Genomic DNA, 12956 nt, shown 5'->3' on the forward strand with positions numbered 1-12956 from the left:
GATTGCCCTTGACCTGAGGCCGTGTGCGCAGAAAAAGGGGCCATGGCACAGGCAAATCTTCATATCGACCTCGACGCAGTGGTCAGCAATTGGCGCGCTCTCGATGCGCAATCGGGCACGGCGACGCGCACCGCGGCGGTCGTGAAAGCCGACAGCTACGGCTTGGGCGCAGAGCGCGTGGCACCGGCTTTGTATCAGGCGGGTGCGCGCGACTTCTTCGTCGCGCTGGCCGAGGAGGGCGCGAAGCTCCGGCCCCATCTGGGCGAGGACGCGCGGATCTTCATCCTCGGCGGTCACATGGCGGGCGATGCGGGTTTCCTGCGCGACGCGCGGCTGATCCCGATGCTGAACTCCGCCGAACAGGCGCAGCGGCATCTGCAGGCGATCCCCGAGAGCCCCGTGGGCGTGCAGCTCGATACAGGGATGAACCGGCTCGGGATGGAAGCAGCCGAGTGGCAGGCCACCGCCCCGCAGCTGATGGAGCGCGGGATCGAGCTGGTGATGAGCCACCTCGCCTGTTCCGACGAGCCGGACCACGAGATGAACGCCAAGCAGCTGGCCGAGTTCAAACGCATGACCGACGGGATGGGGCTGAGCCGCTCGCTCGCGGCGACGGGCGGCATCCTGTTGGGGCCGGATTATCATTTCGACGTGACGCGACCCGGCATTGGTCTCTACGGCGGACGCCCCTTTGACGACGCGCGCCATGTCGCGACCCTGTCGCTGCCGGTGATCCAGACCCGCGTGGTCCAACCCGGCGAGACCGTGGGCTACGGCAACACCTGGACGGCCGAGCGTGAGACCAAAATCGCCACGCTCTCGGCGGGCTATGCCGACGGGATCCACCGCGTGCTGTCGAACATCACCGCGCTTTATGCAGGCGACACGGCATGTCCGCTGCGGGGCCGCGTCTCGATGGACCTGCTGACGGTCGATGTGACCGATCTCGATACGGTGCCCGACACGCTCGATCTGCTGGGGCCTCATCAGGGCGTCGATACGCTGGCCGATCTGGCGGGCACGATCGGCTATGAGATCCTGACCTCGCTCGGTCCCCGCTATGCCCGGAATTACGCGGAGCCCACCGCATGAATGCAGCGGCGCTCAGCCGACCGCTGGCCGCACTGGGGCGGGCCACGCTCGCGCTGATGGCGGCGACGGGGCGGCTGTCGCTCTTTGTGGGCGAGACGCTGAGCCACCTGCTCCGCCCGCCCTTCTACCTGCGGGAATTCTGGCTTGCATGCCTCAATATCGGCTGGCTGTCGCTGCCGGTCGTGGGAATGACCGCGCTGTTCACCGGGGCGGCGCTGGCGCTGCAGATCTACGCGGGCGGCGCGCGCTTCTCGGCCGAACAGGTCGTGCCCTCGATCACCGCAATCGGCATGGTGCGCGAGCTGGGCCCGGTTCTGGGCGGGTTGATGGTGGCGGCACGCGTCGCGTCGAGTATCGCCGCCGAGATCGGCACGATGAAAGTGACCGAGCAGATCGACGCGCTCACCACGCTCTCGACCAATCCGATGAAATATCTCACCGTGCCGCGCGTGCTGGCCGCGACGCTTTGCGTGCCGATGCTGGTCGGCGTGGGCGACGTGATCGGGATCATGGGCGGCTGGATGGTCGGCGTGAACCGCCTCGGCTTCAACTCGGCCACCTATCTCAAGAACACATGGGACTTCCTTGAATTCTGGGACGTGGGATCGGGCCTCGTGAAAGGGGCGGCCTTCGGTTTCATCGTGGCCACGATGGGCTGCTATCACGGGATGAATTCGGGCCGCGGCGCGCAGGGCGTGGGCCGGGCCACGAAATCGGCGGTGGTCGCCGCCTCGGTCGCGATCCTCGCCGCGAATTACGTGCTGACGGAGGCCTTCTTCTCGGCATGATCACCCTCGACGGCATAACGCGGAGTTTCGGATCGAAACACGTCCTGCGCGGCGTCGATCTGGTGGTGCCGACGGGGCAATCCACCGTCATCATCGGCGGCTCGGGCACCGGCAAATCGGTGCTGCTGAAATGCATCCTCGGGCTGATCGAGCCCGATGGCGGCAAGATCACCCTCGACGGGGTCGACGTCCACGAGGGCGAGCGCGACGCGTTCCTCGCCCGCTTCGGGATGCTGTTTCAGGGCGGCGCGCTGTTCGACAGCTTCTCGGTCTGGGAGAACGTGGCGTTCCGCTTGCTGCGCGGCGCGCTGAAGCGGCCCAAGGCGGAGGCGCGCGAGATCGCGGTGGAGAAGCTGCGCCGCGTGGGTCTCTCGCCCGATGTGGCGGACCTGTATCCGGCGGAGCTGTCGGGCGGGATGCAGAAACGCGTGGGCCTTGCCCGCGCCATCGCCGCAGAGCCCGAGATCATCTTCTTCGACGAACCCACGACCGGGCTCGACCCGATCATGGCGGGCGTCATCAACGAGCTGATCCGCGAGATCGTGACCGAGATGGGCGCGACCGCGATGACCATCACCCATGACATGTCCTCGGTCCGAGCGATTGCCGACCGCGTTGCGATGCTTCATGCGGGCAAAATTCGCTGGGAAGGTCCGATCGCGGAAATGGACGAAACTTCAGACCCTTACGTCCAGCAATTCATCCACGGGCGCGCCGAAGGGCCGATCGAAACGCTTCGTTAACACACAGGCTGCGGAACCAAGCGAATTTCCGCGCATTCTTCCCAAGTGCTTGATCCGCCAACGAGACTCAATCTCGGACCGGAACTGGCCGCTATCTTCAATATGGGAACCGGGGGGAGGTCACATCATGCAAACCGAACAGGTAGGAAGCGCCAATCTAGACCGTTTCAACGCGGCAATTGGCCAAACACTCACCGTCACTGTCGCAGTCACCGCACTCGCCGCCATCGGCGCGGTCGCAGCCGCGTCGCTCGGCCTGATGCCGTGGCTCAGCCTCGAGGCGCAATTCGGCGAAACCGCCCTGCCCGATTTCGGTGTCTGGCTGCAGGTGGGCGCGGCCTTGCTTGCGCTGATCCTGTTGCTCTATCTACCCTCCTGCTCGCGCGTGTCCAAGCTCGAAGGCAGCCACCGCCGCTTCCATGTCGGCATGGATGACGTGGCCCGCGCCTATCGCAGCGCGCATGATGCCGACCGCGCGGGTGTCTTCGCGCTCTCGGGCGAGTTCGACGCGGTGCGCGAGCGGATCACCCATCTGCGCCAGCATCCCGATCTGGGCGGGCTGGAGCCGGAACTTCTGGAACTGGCCGCACAGATGAGCCTGCAATCGCGCGATCTCGCTGAGGTCTATTCCGCCGAGAAAGTCAAACGCGCCCGCGCCTTCCTCGAACAGCGCCAGCAAGAGGCCGAGACTCTGAGCGATCAGATTTCTGTCGCCCGCCGGACCTGCTCGGAGCTGCGCGAATGGCTGACCGATGTCGAGACCGAAGAGCGCGAGGTCAGTGCCGAGTTCAGCCTGCTGGAGCGCGACCTGCGTGACATCCTGCCGCTGCTGGGCTACGAAATCGAAGACGGCCCGCAGCCCAACGTGGTGCCGATCGCGAAGAAAGAATCCAAGTCGTAACGGGGCCTGAGCGCCCCTTGGGGTGAGCTCCGGCAGATGCTGAAATACGCCAATCTGGCGCTCTTGCTACTCTTCCCCCTCGCCTGGGCCGCGCCGCTTCTGCGCGCGGGGCTGTTGCCCTTCTTCGGGCTGGAGGAGATTTCGGTGCTCAGTGGGTTGCAGACGTTGTGGCGGACGGATGTGTTCCTCGCCCTGCTCGTCAGCTTCCTCGCGCTCTTTGCCCCCTATCTGAAGGTGATCGGCGTCGCGCTGATCCAGTTCGATCTGGCCGCGCCGCGCCTGCTGCCCGCGCTCAATATCCTCGGCAAGCTGGCGATGGCCGACATCTTCCTGATCGCGATCTATATCGTGGTGGCGAAGGGCGTGGGCGTCGGGCGGCTCGAGACGGCCTGGGGGCTGTACCTGTTTACCGGATGCGTCGCGGCCTCTTTCGCGATCTCGCATCTGGAAATGAAAAAGGCGCCGCGAGGGTGATCCCCCGGGCGCCTTTCGCGTCCTTTCAGCCGATCAATGGACCGAGACCGGGTCCAGATCGTTCTGCCGGGCCAGCGAGAAGGCCAGCTTGCGGTCCTTCACCAGCGCGAGCCGTTCGCCATCGCTGTCATGCACCGCATAGAGGTGATCGACATCGTCCAGCTCGGCCCGGATTTCCTCGGGCAGATCGACGACCGCGACTTCGCGGACATAGACGATGGGATGCTCGGCATTATCGCCGAAATCATATTCCGTATTCATTGCGCGTTTCCTTTCCTGCCTGTTCATTTCCGCTCGATCGGGATGGTCTGCACGATCGTCTCGGGCGGGGCCCGGTTCAGATCGACATGTAGTAGACCGTTCTCGATCGTCGCGGCTGCGACCTCGACCCCTTCTGCGAGCACGAAGCTGCGCTGAAAGGCCCGTGCGGCGATCCCGCGATGTAGGAAAAGGCGTTCGCTGTCCTCTTCGCTTTGACGGCCGCGGATCACGAGCGCCCGGTCTTCGAGCGTGATCGCGAGGTCTTCCTCGCGGAAGCCTGCCACTGCGAGCGTGATGCGGAACGCATCCTCGCCGCGTTGTTCGATGTTATACGGCGGATAGGCATCCGATCCCTTGGCGGTGCGTTCCACCAACCGTTCCAGCTGGTCGAAGCCCAGCAGGTAGGGATGTGCGCCAAAACTCAGTTTCGTCATTCGGCAAGCCCTTGATCAAGCGACGTTGCAAGTTCGGGCCCCGATCTTCGGCAGCCCACTGATCAAATATGGGCGGCGTGGAAGCCCCCTGCAAGACCCCGCCGACCATTTACGCTGACGGCAAATTTTCTCCTAACCCGTTCGAAACCTGTTATATTGACCCTCCCACCTGACCGCCCTGGCCGAGTCGGGCGGATGATATTTTGCGCAACCAGAACCGGACGATACGGATATGAACGCCCATCTCGAGATGGATCATGAAGAAGTGCTGCGGGTAAAACTGGAAGTGCTGCGCCGCGAACACCGCGATCTGGACGAGGCGATCCTGGCGCTCACGCAGGCCGTGCATTCCGATCAGCTGCGCCTTGTGCGGCTGAAAAAGCAAAAGCTGGCCCTGAAAGACGAGATCGCGCGGATCGAAGACCAGCTCACCCCCGACATCATCGCCTGAACCTGACCTCCGACCAATCCGATCGGCGCCTGCGCGCCTCCGGGGCTTGCCGCGACGGCACAGATTCCTATAGTGCGCGCTCCATCTGCAAAGGGGGCGTCATGAGCGTGAAAGTGGGAATCATCATGGGCAGCCAGTCCGACTGGTCCACGATGAAAGAGGCGGCGGAAATTCTCGACGAACTCGGTGTGGAATACGAGGCGAAGATCGTCTCGGCCCATCGCACTCCCGACAGGCTCTGGTCCTATGGCAAGACGGCTGTGGAGCGTGGGCTGCACGTCATCATCGCTGGCGCTGGCGGTGCCGCACACCTGCCGGGCATGATGGCCTCGAAGACCCGCGTGCCGGTGATCGGCGTGCCGGTGCAGACCCGCGCACTCTCGGGCGTCGACAGCCTTTATTCCATCGTGCAGATGCCCAAGGGCTTCCCGGTCGCGACCATGGCGATCGGGGCTGCGGGGGCTGCCAATGCCGGTCTGATGGCGGCGGGGATCTTGGCCGTGTCGGATGCGGATTTGGCGAAGCGGCTCGATGACTGGCGCGAGAAGCTCTCGGCCTCGATCAAGGAGGAGCCGGAAGATGAGTGAGCCCCTGCCCTATGGATCGGTGATCGGCATCCTCGGCGGCGGTCAGCTGGGCCGGATGCTCTCGGTCGCGGCCTCGCGTCTGGGCTACAAGACCCATATCTTCGAGCCGGGCGCGAACCCGCCCGCAGGCGACGTGGCCCATGCGGTGACGACTGCACCTTACGAGGACGAGGCCGCGCTGCGCGCCTTTGCCGAGGCGGTGGACGTCATCACCTATGAATTCGAGAACGTGCCGACCTCGGCGCTTGATCTGCTGGAAAGCCTCAAGCCGATCCGCCCGAACCGCAAGGCGCTGGCCGTCAGCCAGGACCGTCTGGTCGAGAAAGCCTTCCTCAACGATCTGGGCCTCGCCACCGCACCTTTCGCCGCCGTGGACGATCTCGAGGACCTGCAGGAGGCAATTGCCGAGATCGGCTGCCCCGCGATCCTGAAAACCCGCCGGTTCGGCTATGACGGCAAGGGTCAGGTGGTGATCAACGCGCCCGAAGAGGCCGCCGCCGCGCTGGAGGATATGAAAGGCGCGCCCGCGATCCTCGAAGGCTTCGTGGAGTTCTTCAAGGAGATCTCCGTGATCGGCGCGCGCGCCGAGGATGGCGCGATCTCCTGCTACGATCCGGGCCAGAACAAGCATGAGGGCGGCATCCTGCGCACCACGCTGGTCCCCGCCGCGATCACCGATAACCAGCGCACCGATGCGGTTCTGCTGGCGGCCAAGATCCTGAACAAGCTCGATTATGTCGGCGTGATGGGGGTCGAGCTGTTCGTCACCCGCGACGCGTTGATCGTAAACGAGATCGCGCCCCGCGTGCACAATTCCGGCCACTGGACGCAGGCAGGCTGCGCGGTCGATCAGTTCGAGCAGCATATCCGCGCGGTGACTGGCTGGCCGCTGGGCGACGGCTCGCGCCATTGCGATGTCGAGATGGAGAACCTGATCGGCGACGATATGGACCGGGTGCCGGGGCTGGCGAAGCTCGCGCGGTATCAGGTGCATCTCTACGGCAAGGCCGAGGTGAAGCCGGGCCGCAAGATGGGCCACGTGAACCACATCCTGTAAGTGAAAAAGGCGCCCATCGCGGGCGCCTTTCTCTTATCTCTCGATCACTTCGCGGACCATGTGAAGCGCGTGCCCCACGGGTCGGCCACGCTGTCGCCATAGGCCTCGCGGAAGGCGGCGAGCGGTTCGGCGTCCGCCTTCAGCCCCACTTCGACCAGACCGGTCGCGGGTTGGTGACGCTCTTTGGCCCCGCGGCTGTTCCAGACATTGGTCGCGAGGTGGTGGTGATAGCCGCCCCACCCGTGGAAATTCGCCCCCGGATAGCGGGCCATCACATCCGCGCCGAGCGTCTCGGCATAGAACGGTTCCGCCGGATCGAGCGCGCCCACCTGAAGGTGAACGTGGCCGATCACCGTGCCTTTCGGCGCACCGCGCCACGGGCCACGGGCCTCTGCCATCACGTCGCGCAGGTCGATCGGATCGGTCACCATCGCGATCATCCCGTCCTTGCGCGGCCAGTCTTCGCGGGCGCGGTCACGGTAGATCTCGATGCCGTTGCCCTCTGGGTCGTGCAGGTAGACCGCCTCGCTGACAAGGTGATCGGACGCCCCGTCGAGCCGGATGCCGGTCTCGGCGGCGTGGGTCAACCACGCGCCCAGATCGGCCCGTTCGGGCAGCAGGAAGGCGGTGTGAAACAGCCCCGCTTCCGACCGGCTCGATTTGCGCGCCGATGCGTCGGCCTTGAGGATCACGAGCACCTTGCCATCGACGCCGTAGCGCGCCTCGGTTGCGTCGCCCGAGATCCGCTCCAGCCCGAGCACGCTCTCGTAGAACGCGCCCACCGCCGGGAGGTCATGGACCACGAGGGTCACATGGCCGATTTCGACATTTGCATCACTGGTAGCCATCGTCTCCTCCTGTCATTTCAGTTTGGTCGGGCGCAGCGCATAGAGGCCGTCACCCAGAGCCGCGAGCGCGAATTGCACGACGGCCCACATCACCGGGTATTCCCAGCCACCGCCCTGGTTCGAGAAGCCGAAGCCGTTGCCCCAGTGTGCCGTGAAGGCCGCGCCGAGCAGGATGAACCCGAGCCCGAAGGATACGATCCGCGCATAGATGCCGGTGATCAAGGCGATACCGCCGAGAATTTCTGCCGCCATCGTGAGGATGCCGAGCCAGCCGGGCAGGCCCAGCGATTCAAAGAAGCCCATCGTGCCGGCCGGGGTGAAGACGAACAGCTTCGTCAGCCCGTGGACGAGGAACAAAGCGCCGGTCAGAAGGCGCAGGACGAGGATGCCGTAGGGGGCGAGTTTCGTGTCGATCATGGTCTGTCTCCTGTAGCCGCACTCTCTGTGCGGTGTGTTCGCGTTACAGCGAGGAAATTAGCCATTCCGTTAGCGAATAAAATGGATATTATCAGGAATGACTTTTACCATTTTGTTCTGAATAGCGATGGACATCACCGAACAACTCCGCGCCTTTGTCGCGACCGCCCGCGCGGGCTCTTTCACCGCAGGGGCGGAGCAGCTGGGCATCTCCAACCGGCTCGCCTCGAAATACGTGGCCGAACTGGAGGACCGTCTGGGTACGCGCCTTCTGCAACGCACGACGCGGCGGATCGGGCTGACGCCCGCGGGCGAGCGTCTGCTGGCCGAGGCGCCAAGCGTGCTCGACGGGCTCGACGATCTTCTGGGCGCGGTGTCGGAACAATCGCGCGGGTTTTCGGGCGTGCTGCGGATCTCCGCGCCGGTCACTTTCGGCGAGGTCTATCTGGCGGAAATGCTCGCGCGCTTCGCAGCCCCCCACCCCGATCTGGTGATCGACTTGACGCTCTCGGATGCCGCGACCGATCTGGCCGCCGAGGGGATCGACCTCGCCTTCCGGATCGGGCAGCTCCGCGATCAGGCGCTGCGGGCGCGCAAGCTGGGTGAGATCGGGATGCGTGTCGTGGCCTCTCCCACCTATCTCGAACGTGCGGGCCGCCCGACCCAGATCGCCGATCTGGCCGATCACCGCTGTATCCACGACACCAATCACAGCGCGATCCCGCATTGGCGCTATCGCGAGGGCGGAGAGATCGCCGCCCTGCCCGTTCCCGCGCAGATCCGCGTCAATAGCGGGCGCGCCGCCTGCGAACTGGCGCTGGCGGGGCATGGCATCACCTATGGGCCGGACTTCGTGCTGGAGCCGGAGATCGTGGCGGGGCGGCTGGTCTCGCTGTTTCCGCCGGAGACGCTGCTGCGCATCCCGCTTCATGCGGTCTATCTCGACGGGCCGCGCCTGCCGCGCAAGCTGCGCGCGCTGATCGATTTCGCCTATGAGGATACGCGCGCTCTGCGGACCTGAGCGCTTAGCCCTTGGCCACCACCGTCACGCTTTGCTTCGCCGAGCGATCGCTGCGCTGCGCCGCCTCGGCGCGCTGGTCCATCATGTCCTCGACGAAAAGGCTCAGAAGCGCGCCGCGCCCGTTCACCCCCGCCTTGCGGTAGATCGCGGCGCTTTGCGCCTTGGCGGTGCCCTCGGAGGTCTCGCGGAGCGCTGCGATCTCCGCCGTACTCAGCCCCTTGATCGCAAAAAGCGCGACCTCGCGCTCTGCTGCCGTGAGGCCCCAGTCGGAGAAGCGCTCTTCCAGCAGGTCTTCGAAGGCCGAGGTCGCCCGGCGTAGACGCGCCTTCGCCCGTGCGCCTTCTCGCAGCGCCCCTGCGAGGGCGAACGCGCCGAGGGCGAGGCCCAGAACAAGGCCGATCGCGGCCCCGAGTTCGAGGATTTCACGGTTCTGCCAGCTGATCGGCGCGGGATAGAGGCCGAAGACCGACAGCAGGATATCGGAAATGAAAAACAGCGCGCAGACCGCCTGGAAAAGCAAGATCGCCCCGACAAGCACCGCGCGGCGCAGCCGCGACGTCATAGCGCCGCTCCCGCCGACCGGTGCGAGGGGTCAATCATCGTCGCTTTCCCCGCCGCCATCGTCGCCGCCACCGCTGTCGCCGCCGCCGCCACCGCTACTGTCGCTGTCGCTGCTGTCATGGCTTCCGCCATCGTCGCTGCCCGATGCGCTACTGCTATCGTCCGAGGAGTCGTCGGAGGAATCGCTATCGGAGGTCGTCGTTGTGCGGTCGGAGGTGGAGGTCGCGGAATAGCTCCCCGAGGCGGCGCCGCCCAGAGGGCTATTGTTCAAGATCGGCGTGCGGCTGGAGCGGGACAGGTCGCGCAGGATCTCGCCACTCCGCGGATCGAGGACGATTTCGCGCTCGACGCCCTTGCGGGTGCCGGTGATGCGCACGCGGCCCAGCAAGGTCCGGTGCACATCGATATTCTGGTAGCCGTAGGATTTGAGCTGCCGGGTAACCGCTTCGCTCGCGGTTTCGGCCCGCGCGAGCCCTGGCACCACGGGCACGCTCAGCGCGCCGATCAACACGGCTATCGCCAGATCTCTGCGCAGTCTCATCGGCAAAACTCCCCCCGCGCGCGAACGCGGCATTTCAGAGGATTATGCCCGGCGCACATGGCACCGGGCAAGTCCGTTCGGATCAGTCGTCGTCGCCACCGTCGTCGCCGCCGCTGTCATGCGACCCGCCGCCGTCGGAGCCACTGTCGTGCGAACCGCCATCGTCAGAGCCGCTCTCATGCGAGCCGCCGTCATCCGAGCTGTGATCGGAATCGGACGTGGTGTGATCGTCGTCGTGGCTGTCATCCATGTGATCGTCGCTGCCCGAATGGTCGTCGCCGTGATCGTCCATATGGTCGTCGTCGCTGCCGTCATAGAAATCTTCCGACTGCTGACGGACGCTGACGCCCTGCGTCATGTCATAGCCGGCGCGCGTCCGCGACATTTCCTGCTTCTGGATCTTGCCGGTGGCGCGGTCGTAGACCACTTCGATCTTGGTGCCGTTCGGGTTGTAACCCTCGGCCTTCACCTGGGTCGGGCCGACCTTGATCTCGACATTGGTGAAGCCATTGGCCTGCAGATCGGCAGCGATACCGTCCGTGGACACTTCAGCCTGTGCCATATGCGCCGAGACCGCGAGAGCCGCCAGCGCGGCGAGGGTGGATTTCATTTTCATCTTCTATCTCCTCCGGAACAATTGTCCGCCGCGGGCTGCGACGTCGGAGCAAAGGGTCGGCGGACAACGCCCGCCGGTCCATTGCCAATTGGGTTATGGAGGAGCAATAAACCTCAGGTTGTACGCCGTAAACCTGAGTTTATGCGTCCATATCGAAGCCGAGATGCTTCGCGACCGCGAAAATGTCCTTATCACCGCGGCCACACATGTTCATCACGATGATATGGTCCTTGGGCAGATCGGGGGCGATCTTCATTACATGAGCCAGAGCGTGCGAGGGCTCGAGCGCGGGGATGATCCCTTCAAGACGGCAGGAGAACTGGAACGCCTCCAGCGCCTCCTTGTCGGTGATGTTCACATATTCCGCGCGGCCGGTGTCGTGCAGCCAGCTATGTTCGGGACCGATGCCCGGATAATCGAGCCCGGCCGAGATCGAATGCCCTTCGAGGATTTGCCCGTCCTCGTCCTGCAGCAGATAGGTCCGGTTGCCATGCAGCACGCCCGGACGCCCGCCGGTGAGCGAGGCGCAGTGCTCCATCTTCTCGTCGACGCCGTGACCGCCGGCCTCGACGCCGATGATGCGCACGGATTTGTCGTCGAGGAACGGATGGAACAGGCCCATCGCGTTCGAGCCCCCGCCGATCGCCGCGATCACGGTGTCGGGGAGACGGCCCTCGCCTTCCTGCTCTTCAAGCTGCCAGCGCACTTCCTTGCCGATGATCGACTGGAAATCGCGGACCATCGCCGGGTACGGGTGCGGACCGGCAACCGTGCCGATGCAATAGAACGTGTCGCGCACATTGGTCACCCAGTCGCGCAGCGCATCGTTCATCGCATCCTTCAGCGTGCCGCGGCCCGATTTCACCGGGACGACTTCGGCGCCCAGCAGGCGCATGCGGAAGACGTTGGGGGCCTGACGCTCGACGTCCGTGGCGCCCATATAGACCACGCATTTGAGGCCGAATTTCGCGCAGACGGTCGCGGTGGCCACGCCGTGCTGGCCCGCGCCGGTCTCGGCGATGATCCGGGTCTTGCCCATGCGCCGCGCCAGCAGGATCTGCCCCAGCACGTTGTTGATCTTATGCGCGCCGGTGTGGTTCAGCTCGTCGCGCTTGAGATAGATTTTCGCGCCGCCCAGCTCCTCGGTGATGCGGGGCGCGAAATAGAGCGGCGACGGGCGACCGACATAGTGCTTCCAGAGGTCGTCCATTTCCGCCCAGAAATCGGGATCGGTCTTGGCCTTCTCGTATTCTTCTTCGAGCGACAGGATCAGCGGCATCAGCGTCTCGGACACGAAGCGGCCACCGAAAATGCCGAACCGCCCGTTCTCGTCGGGCACATTCATGAAGGAATTGATCAGATCGTCAGCCATGGCACACCTCGCGCTATTCGTGAGGATCGGTCTAGCGTCAAAGCGGGGCGAGATAAATCCCCGCCCCGGCATCTGGCTAAAAATACTCGATTGCGCGGGGGCCCGCTACGTCCCGTCGGCGCCCTGACGCGCCGCGCGCACGAAAGCGCGGATTTTCTCGGGGTCTTTGACGCCCGGCGCGCTCTCCACGCCCGAGGAGACATCGACCTGCCGCGCGCCGGTCAGCAGGATCGCCTCCGCCACGTTCTCCGGCGTCAGCCCACCGGCCAGCATCCACGGTTTCTCCCAGTTGCGCCCGGCGATCAGCCGCCAGTCGAAGGAAAGCCCGTTACCTCCCGGAAGCTCCGCCTCTTTCGGCGGCTTGGCGTCGAGCAGGATCTGGTCGGCCACCGCCTCATACTCCGCGATCTTCGGCAGATCGGCGGCATCGGCCACGCCCACGGCTTTCATCACCGGCAGGCCGAACTTGGCGCGGATTTCCGTAACGCGCTCAGGCGTCTCCGAACCGTGAAGCTGGATCATGTCGAGCGGCACGGCATCGAGGATATCGGTAAGCAGCTCATCCGAGGGGTTCACCACCAGACCGACCTTGGCGATGCCGGGCTCGACCTCCTGGGCCAGCTTGCGTGCCTCGGCGATCTCCAGATGACGCGGGGATTTGGCGAAGAAGACGAAGCCCACATAGCGCGCGCCCGCCTCGACGGCGGCGGCGATATCCTCGGCCTTGCGCAAGCCGCAAATCTTTACGCGGGCGAGACCCTGCGCGTTGCGGTCTATGGCGACGGTGGGCAT

At 64.9% G+C, this 12956-nt stretch carries 18 protein-coding genes; 9 read left to right on the plus strand and 9 right to left on the minus strand.

What is annotated here, in order from left to right; all coding sequences use genetic code 11:
- The first annotated feature begins 42 nt into the window (after positions 1 to 42).
- From alr to ACZ7GB_RS13450, 5 genes are all read left to right on the plus strand, one after another.
- A complete protein-coding gene (gene alr, locus ACZ7GB_RS13430; RefSeq protein ID WP_472159044.1) occupies positions 43 to 1092 on the plus strand; it encodes an alanine racemase in 1050 nt (349 codons plus the stop codon).
- Complete coding sequence (locus tag ACZ7GB_RS13435; protein ID WP_078520812.1) at positions 1089 to 1880, plus strand: MlaE family ABC transporter permease; 792 nt, start codon at positions 1089 to 1091, stop codon at positions 1878 to 1880. The genes alr and ACZ7GB_RS13435 overlap by 4 nt, the downstream gene beginning before the upstream one ends.
- Entirely contained in the window at positions 1877 to 2623 is a 747-nt protein-coding gene (locus ACZ7GB_RS13440) for an ABC transporter ATP-binding protein (RefSeq protein ID WP_472159046.1), read from the plus strand. Before ACZ7GB_RS13435 ends, ACZ7GB_RS13440 begins: the two co-directional genes overlap by 4 nt.
- Before the next feature lie 127 nt (positions 2624 to 2750).
- The gene (locus ACZ7GB_RS13445; protein WP_246832019.1) at positions 2751 to 3524 is read left to right on the plus strand and encodes a DNA repair protein; all 774 of its coding nucleotides are present in this window, start codon (positions 2751 to 2753) and stop codon (positions 3522 to 3524) included.
- Positions 3525 to 3560: 36 nt separating this feature from the next.
- Positions 3561 to 3998 (plus strand): paraquat-inducible protein A, encoded by a 438-nt coding sequence (locus tag ACZ7GB_RS13450; protein WP_078520814.1) that lies wholly within the window; start codon positions 3561 to 3563, stop codon positions 3996 to 3998.
- Between the two features lie 33 nt (positions 3999 to 4031).
- On the opposite strand, the gene ACZ7GB_RS13455 is transcribed toward ACZ7GB_RS13450, so the two are convergent.
- A complete protein-coding gene (locus tag ACZ7GB_RS13455) occupies positions 4032 to 4259 on the minus strand; it encodes a DUF1150 family protein (protein ID WP_078520815.1) in 228 nt (75 codons plus the stop codon).
- A 23-nt stretch (positions 4260 to 4282) separates the two neighbouring features.
- A complete protein-coding gene (locus ACZ7GB_RS13460; RefSeq protein WP_078540722.1) occupies positions 4283 to 4693 on the minus strand; it encodes an Hsp20 family protein in 411 nt (136 codons plus the stop codon).
- A 232-nt stretch (positions 4694 to 4925) separates the two neighbouring features.
- On the opposite strand from ACZ7GB_RS13460, the gene ACZ7GB_RS13465 reads away from it, so the two are divergent.
- The 3 genes from ACZ7GB_RS13465 (at position 4926) to ACZ7GB_RS13475 (ending at position 6788) form a co-directional block, all read left to right on the plus strand.
- Entirely contained in the window at positions 4926 to 5144 is a 219-nt protein-coding gene (locus tag ACZ7GB_RS13465) for a YdcH family protein (RefSeq protein WP_078520817.1), read from the plus strand.
- Between the two features lie 101 nt (positions 5145 to 5245).
- Positions 5246 to 5731, plus strand: a complete 486-nt coding sequence (purE, locus tag ACZ7GB_RS13470; protein WP_078520818.1) for a 5-(carboxyamino)imidazole ribonucleotide mutase — start codon at positions 5246 to 5248, stop codon at positions 5729 to 5731.
- Positions 5724 to 6788 carry a 5-(carboxyamino)imidazole ribonucleotide synthase gene (locus ACZ7GB_RS13475; protein WP_078601326.1) on the plus strand — a complete coding sequence of 355 codons (1065 nt, stop codon included), beginning with the start codon at positions 5724 to 5726 and terminating at the stop codon, positions 6786 to 6788. Before purE ends, ACZ7GB_RS13475 begins: the two co-directional genes overlap by 8 nt.
- A 44-nt stretch (positions 6789 to 6832) precedes the next feature.
- Here the strand turns inward: ACZ7GB_RS13475 and ACZ7GB_RS13480 are convergent, their stop codons facing one another.
- The gene (locus ACZ7GB_RS13480; protein ID WP_078540716.1) at positions 6833 to 7636 is read right to left on the minus strand and encodes a VOC family protein; all 804 of its coding nucleotides are present in this window, start codon (positions 7634 to 7636) and stop codon (positions 6833 to 6835) included.
- Positions 7637 to 7648: 12 nt separating this feature from the next.
- Positions 7649 to 8053: a DoxX family protein gene (locus tag ACZ7GB_RS13485; protein ID WP_078601325.1), complete on the minus strand. Its 405-nt coding sequence runs from the start codon at positions 8051 to 8053 to the stop codon at positions 7649 to 7651.
- 127 nt (positions 8054 to 8180) lie between these two features.
- Here ACZ7GB_RS13485 and ACZ7GB_RS13490 point away from each other — a divergent pair, with 127 nt between their 5' ends.
- Positions 8181 to 9074: a LysR family transcriptional regulator gene (locus ACZ7GB_RS13490; protein WP_472159048.1), complete on the plus strand. Its 894-nt coding sequence runs from the start codon at positions 8181 to 8183 to the stop codon at positions 9072 to 9074.
- 4 nt (positions 9075 to 9078) lie between these two features.
- Here the strand turns inward: ACZ7GB_RS13490 and ACZ7GB_RS13495 are convergent, their stop codons facing one another.
- The 5 genes from ACZ7GB_RS13495 to ACZ7GB_RS13515 form a co-directional block, all read right to left on the minus strand.
- On the minus strand, positions 9079 to 9636 hold the full coding sequence (locus tag ACZ7GB_RS13495; RefSeq protein ID WP_472159050.1) for a helix-turn-helix transcriptional regulator: 558 nt from the start codon (positions 9634 to 9636) through the stop codon (positions 9079 to 9081).
- Between the two features lie 30 nt (positions 9637 to 9666).
- The gene (locus ACZ7GB_RS13500; protein WP_472159051.1) at positions 9667 to 10176 is read right to left on the minus strand and encodes a hypothetical protein; all 510 of its coding nucleotides are present in this window, start codon (positions 10174 to 10176) and stop codon (positions 9667 to 9669) included.
- 82 nt (positions 10177 to 10258) lie between these two features.
- The gene (locus ACZ7GB_RS13505; protein WP_078540699.1) at positions 10259 to 10792 is read right to left on the minus strand and encodes a PepSY domain-containing protein; all 534 of its coding nucleotides are present in this window, start codon (positions 10790 to 10792) and stop codon (positions 10259 to 10261) included.
- A 139-nt stretch (positions 10793 to 10931) separates the two neighbouring features.
- Positions 10932 to 12164: a tryptophan synthase subunit beta gene (trpB, locus tag ACZ7GB_RS13510; protein ID WP_078520826.1), complete on the minus strand. Its 1233-nt coding sequence runs from the start codon at positions 12162 to 12164 to the stop codon at positions 10932 to 10934.
- Positions 12165 to 12269: 105 nt separating this feature from the next.
- Positions 12270 to 12956: a phosphoribosylanthranilate isomerase gene (locus tag ACZ7GB_RS13515; RefSeq protein WP_472159053.1), complete on the minus strand. Its 687-nt coding sequence runs from the start codon at positions 12954 to 12956 to the stop codon at positions 12270 to 12272.

Source organism: Thioclava sp. PTB-PU3-1, from assembly GCF_055666785.1.

Bases quoted from the DNA above. Each gene is read 5' to 3' on its own strand.
- alr (WP_472159044.1), top strand. From the start codon at position 43: ATGGCACAGGCAAATCTTCATATCGACCTCGACGCAGTGGTCAGCAAT.
- purE (WP_078520818.1), top strand. From the start codon at position 5,246: ATGAGCGTGAAAGTGGGAATCATCATGGGCAGCCAGTCCGACTGGTCC.
- ACZ7GB_RS13445 (WP_246832019.1), top strand. From the start codon at position 2,751: ATGCAAACCGAACAGGTAGGAAGCGCCAATCTAGACCGTTTCAACGCG.
- ACZ7GB_RS13435 (WP_078520812.1), top strand. From the start codon at position 1,089: ATGAATGCAGCGGCGCTCAGCCGACCGCTGGCCGCACTGGGGCGGGCC.
- ACZ7GB_RS13465 (WP_078520817.1), top strand. From the start codon at position 4,926: ATGAACGCCCATCTCGAGATGGATCATGAAGAAGTGCTGCGGGTAAAA.
- ACZ7GB_RS13460 (WP_078540722.1), bottom strand. From the start codon at position 4,693: ATGACGAAACTGAGTTTTGGCGCACATCCCTACCTGCTGGGCTTCGAC.
- ACZ7GB_RS13505 (WP_078540699.1), bottom strand. From the start codon at position 10,792: ATGAAAATGAAATCCACCCTCGCCGCGCTGGCGGCTCTCGCGGTCTCG.
- ACZ7GB_RS13475 (WP_078601326.1), top strand. From the start codon at position 5,724: ATGAGTGAGCCCCTGCCCTATGGATCGGTGATCGGCATCCTCGGCGGC.
- ACZ7GB_RS13500 (WP_472159051.1), bottom strand. From the start codon at position 10,176: ATGAGACTGCGCAGAGATCTGGCGATAGCCGTGTTGATCGGCGCGCTG.
- ACZ7GB_RS13490 (WP_472159048.1), top strand. From the start codon at position 8,181: ATGGACATCACCGAACAACTCCGCGCCTTTGTCGCGACCGCCCGCGCG.
- ACZ7GB_RS13450 (WP_078520814.1), top strand. From the start codon at position 3,561: ATGCTGAAATACGCCAATCTGGCGCTCTTGCTACTCTTCCCCCTCGCC.
- ACZ7GB_RS13485 (WP_078601325.1), bottom strand. From the start codon at position 8,053: ATGATCGACACGAAACTCGCCCCCTACGGCATCCTCGTCCTGCGCCTT.
- ACZ7GB_RS13480 (WP_078540716.1), bottom strand. From the start codon at position 7,636: ATGGCTACCAGTGATGCAAATGTCGAAATCGGCCATGTGACCCTCGTG.
- ACZ7GB_RS13440 (WP_472159046.1), top strand. From the start codon at position 1,877: ATGATCACCCTCGACGGCATAACGCGGAGTTTCGGATCGAAACACGTC.
- ACZ7GB_RS13515 (WP_472159053.1), bottom strand. From the start codon at position 12,956: ATGCCCACCGTCGCCATAGACCGCAACGCGCAGGGTCTCGCCCGCGTA.
- ACZ7GB_RS13455 (WP_078520815.1), bottom strand. From the start codon at position 4,259: ATGAATACGGAATATGATTTCGGCGATAATGCCGAGCATCCCATCGTC.
- ACZ7GB_RS13495 (WP_472159050.1), bottom strand. From the start codon at position 9,636: ATGACGTCGCGGCTGCGCCGCGCGGTGCTTGTCGGGGCGATCTTGCTT.
- trpB (WP_078520826.1), bottom strand. From the start codon at position 12,164: ATGGCTGACGATCTGATCAATTCCTTCATGAATGTGCCCGACGAGAAC.